The sequence below is a fragment of the Streptomyces tricolor genome (assembly GCF_002155905.1).
GTDB lineage: Bacteria > Actinomycetota > Actinomycetes > Streptomycetales > Streptomycetaceae > Streptomyces > Streptomyces tricolor.
In genome coordinates this window covers 1-2,913 of record NZ_MUMF01000853.1, presented here as the reverse complement: position 1 = coordinate 2,913, position 2,913 = coordinate 1, and the positions used below count along the sequence as shown (strand labels likewise).

The 2,913-nt window shown below is 72.7% G+C and carries 4 protein-coding genes; all 4 read left to right on the top strand.

What is annotated here, in order from left to right; translation table 11 throughout:
• The first annotated feature begins 200 nt into the window (after nucleotides 1-200).
• The 4 genes from CCN44_RS40710 to CCN44_RS40695 all read left to right on the top strand — a co-directional run bounded on the left by CCN44_RS40710 (nucleotide 201) and on the right by CCN44_RS40695 (nucleotide 2,910).
• On the top strand, nucleotides 201-740 hold the full coding sequence (locus tag CCN44_RS40710) for a winged helix-turn-helix transcriptional regulator (RefSeq protein WP_237482605.1): 540 nt from the start codon (nucleotides 201-203) through the stop codon (nucleotides 738-740).
• 45 nt (nucleotides 741-785) lie between these two features.
• Complete coding sequence (locus CCN44_RS40705) at nucleotides 786-1,109, top strand: DUF6412 domain-containing protein (protein ID WP_086704204.1); 324 nt, start codon at nucleotides 786-788, stop codon at nucleotides 1,107-1,109.
• Between the two features lie 96 nt (nucleotides 1,110-1,205).
• A complete protein-coding gene (locus CCN44_RS40700) occupies nucleotides 1,206-1,916 on the top strand; it encodes a YidC/Oxa1 family membrane protein insertase (protein WP_059249749.1) in 711 nt (236 codons plus the stop codon).
• 136 nt (nucleotides 1,917-2,052) lie between these two features.
• Nucleotides 2,053-2,910: a fumarylacetoacetate hydrolase family protein gene (locus CCN44_RS40695; protein ID WP_059249748.1), complete on the top strand. Its 858-nt coding sequence runs from the start codon at nucleotides 2,053-2,055 to the stop codon at nucleotides 2,908-2,910.
• Nucleotides 2,911-2,913 lie beyond the last annotated feature (3 nt).

Sequence of the window (2,913 nt, the reverse complement as noted above, 5' to 3'; positions counted from 1 at the left end):
GGCGTACGGGGGTGTCCCGGGGGGTGGCACCGCGTACGGCCGCGTCAGTGGCGGCGGAGTCGAGCCGGGTCATGGCCTGTCCTGTCCTTGGTCCGGTCCTTGGCATTCGGTTCGGTCATTGAACTCACCTGTGTCCGTCACCGTAGCACCGTAGGTTCGATCACTGAACCGACCGGTGGCCCGTGGTTACAGTGGACGGCATGGCACTGGGCAAGGACTACGTGACGCAGGAGTGCTCCATCGCCCGCGCGCTGGAGATCGTCGGCGAGCGGTGGACGCTGCTCGTCGTCCGCGACGCGATCTACGGCGTCCGGCGCTACAACGACTTCCTCGTCCACCTCGGCATCCCGCGCGCCGTCCTGTCGTCCCGGCTCCGGACGCTGACCGAGGAGGGGATCCTGGAGAAGCGCCGGTACCAGGAGACGCCGCCCCGCGACGAGTACGTCGTCACCGAGCGCGGCGCCGCCCTCTGGCCGGTGCTGCGCGCCCTCGGCCACTGGGGCCGGGAGCACATCGACGGGCACCGGCTGCGGGTCTTCCGGCACGCGGACTGCGGCGGCGAGGTCGAGCCGTACGGGACGTGCGCGGCCTGCGGAACTCTCGTGCCGGTCGCCGACGTTGTCATGGTGCCGGGGCCGGAACTCGACTCCGCGCCGGCGGATCCGGTCAGCAGGGCGCTGCTGCGGCCCAAGCGGCTGCTGGAGCCCCTGGAGACCGGTCCGGCGCATCTGGCAGACTGACAGACAGTCATACGACAGGCATATGTGCGAAGGGGGGGAGTGCCGATGGCCGGCCGTGCCGTCGCCGTGCGTCCCCTCGCCCTCCTGCTGCTCCTGGCGCACCTGCTGCTGCTCCAGGCCGCGCTCCTCGGCACCGGCGGCCTGACCACCGCCGTCGCCCTCGCGGCGACCGCCACCACCGCCGCCACGCTCGCCGCCTGCGCCCTGCTGGCCGCCCGCAGCGTGCCCGCCGTACCGCCCACCCGGGTCCGCACGGCGATACGCGACCGGGCCCGCCGTACGGCCTTCCTGCCCCAGCGCGATCCCGACGGTCCCGGCCGGCGGCGCCCCCGAGCACCCGGGCTCTGCGGACCGGCGACCGCCGCGTAGGGCACGTTCTCGCACCTCTCAGCGCGTGACCCCGCGCGGGTCGTCATGCCGATCTCCCCTGCTTCCGGCACGACGAGACCCCCGGAGGGTTCACCCATGTCCGTCTTCGCCCGTCTGGTCGAACACCTGGCCGACCTGCTGACCCCGCTCTTCCACGCCTCCGCGGCAGCCGCCGCGATCGTCCTGTTCACCGCGCTCGTACGGCTCCTCGTCCACCCCCTGTCCCGGGCTGCCGCCCGCGGCCGGCGCGCCCAGGCCGCGCTCCAGCCGAGAATCGCCGAACTGCGCCGCAAGCACGCCAAGGATCCGCAGCGGCTCCAGCAGGCCGTGCTCGAACTGCACACGCGGGAAAAGGTCTCGCCGCTCTCCGGCTGCCTGCCCAGCCTGCTCCAACTGCCCGCGTTCTTCCTGCTGTACCACCTCTTCTCCAGCTCCACGATCGGCGGCGAGAGCAACGGCCTGCTCGGCCACCGGCTGCTCGCGGCGCCGCTCGGCGGACACTGGACCGACGCGCTGGCGGACGGCGGGATGTTCGGCCCGGCCGGGCTGGTCTACCTCGGCCTGTTCGCCGTCGTCGCGGCCGTCGCCACCGTCAACTACCGGCGCGGCCGGCGTCTGACGGCCGCGCAGCCGGCGCCCGTCGGGGCGGGGGGCGAGGTGCCCGGCCTCGGCGCGGTCACCCGGGTCATGCCGTTCCTGTCCTTCTTCACCCTCGTCACCGTGGCGGTCGTCCCGCTGGCCGCCGCGCTGTACGTCGTCACCAGCACGGCCTGGAGTTCGGCGGAGCAGGCGCTGCTGTCCCGCTGAGCGGTGACCGGTGTCCTGGTGACGGTCCAGTACGTGAACAGGGTCTTGCGGAGTGGACAGGGGAATTGGAGGATCAGCCAGTCCTCCGATGGCTGCACCCATCGGCGGGCGCCCGCGATCGAGGGAGATTGTGACCATGAAGCTGCTGCGAGTCGGTACGGCAGGGGCGGAGCGCCCCGCGCTGCTCGACGCCGAGGGGACCCTCAGGGACCTGTCGGGCCTCGTGGACGACATCGACGGCGCGCTCCTCGCCGACGACACCGCGCTCGACCGCGTACGGGCGGCGGCCGGGACCGGTGAGCTGCCCGCGCTGGACGCGGCCGGCCTGCGGATCGGCCCCCCGCTCGGCCGCATCGGCAAGATCGTGTGCATCGGGCTCAACTACCACGACCACGCCCGCGAGACGGGCGTCGAGCCGCCGCCCGAACCGGTGGTCTTCCTCAAGGCGCCGGACACGGTCGTCGGGCCGAACGACACCGTGCTGGTGCCGCGCGGCTCGGTCAAGACCGACTGGGAGGTCGAACTCGCGGTCGTCATCGGCCGTACGGCCCGCTACCTGGACTCCGCCGAGGAGGGCCTCGCGCACGTCGCCGGGTACGCGGTGGCGCACGACGTCTCCGAGCGGGAGTTCCAGATCGAGCGCGGCGGGACCTGGGACAAGGGCAAGAACTGTGAGACGTTCAACCCGCTGGGGCCGTGGCTCGTGACGGCCGACGAGGTCCCGGACCCGCAGCGGCTGTCGCTGAGGCTGTGGGTGAACGGGGAGCTGAAGCAGGACGGCACGACGGCCGAGCAGATCTTCCCGGTGGGGGAGGTCGTGCGGTACCTCAGCCGGTTCATGACGCTGTACCCCGGGGACGTCATCAGCACGGGGACGCCGGCGGGGGTGGCCATGGGGCAGCCCGAGCCGAAGCCCTACCTGAGGGCCGGGGACGTCGTCGAGCTGGAGATCGAGGGGCTCGGCCGGCAGCGGCAGGAGCTGAAGGACGCCTGAGGG

Bases quoted from the DNA above. Each gene is read 5' to 3' on its own strand.
- CCN44_RS40710 (WP_237482605.1), top strand. From the start codon at position 201: ATGGCACTGGGCAAGGACTACGTGACGCAGGAGTGCTCCATCGCCCGC.
- CCN44_RS40705 (WP_086704204.1), top strand. From the start codon at position 786: ATGGCCGGCCGTGCCGTCGCCGTGCGTCCCCTCGCCCTCCTGCTGCTC.
- CCN44_RS40700 (WP_059249749.1), top strand. From the start codon at position 1,206: ATGTCCGTCTTCGCCCGTCTGGTCGAACACCTGGCCGACCTGCTGACC.
- CCN44_RS40695 (WP_059249748.1), top strand. From the start codon at position 2,053: ATGAAGCTGCTGCGAGTCGGTACGGCAGGGGCGGAGCGCCCCGCGCTG.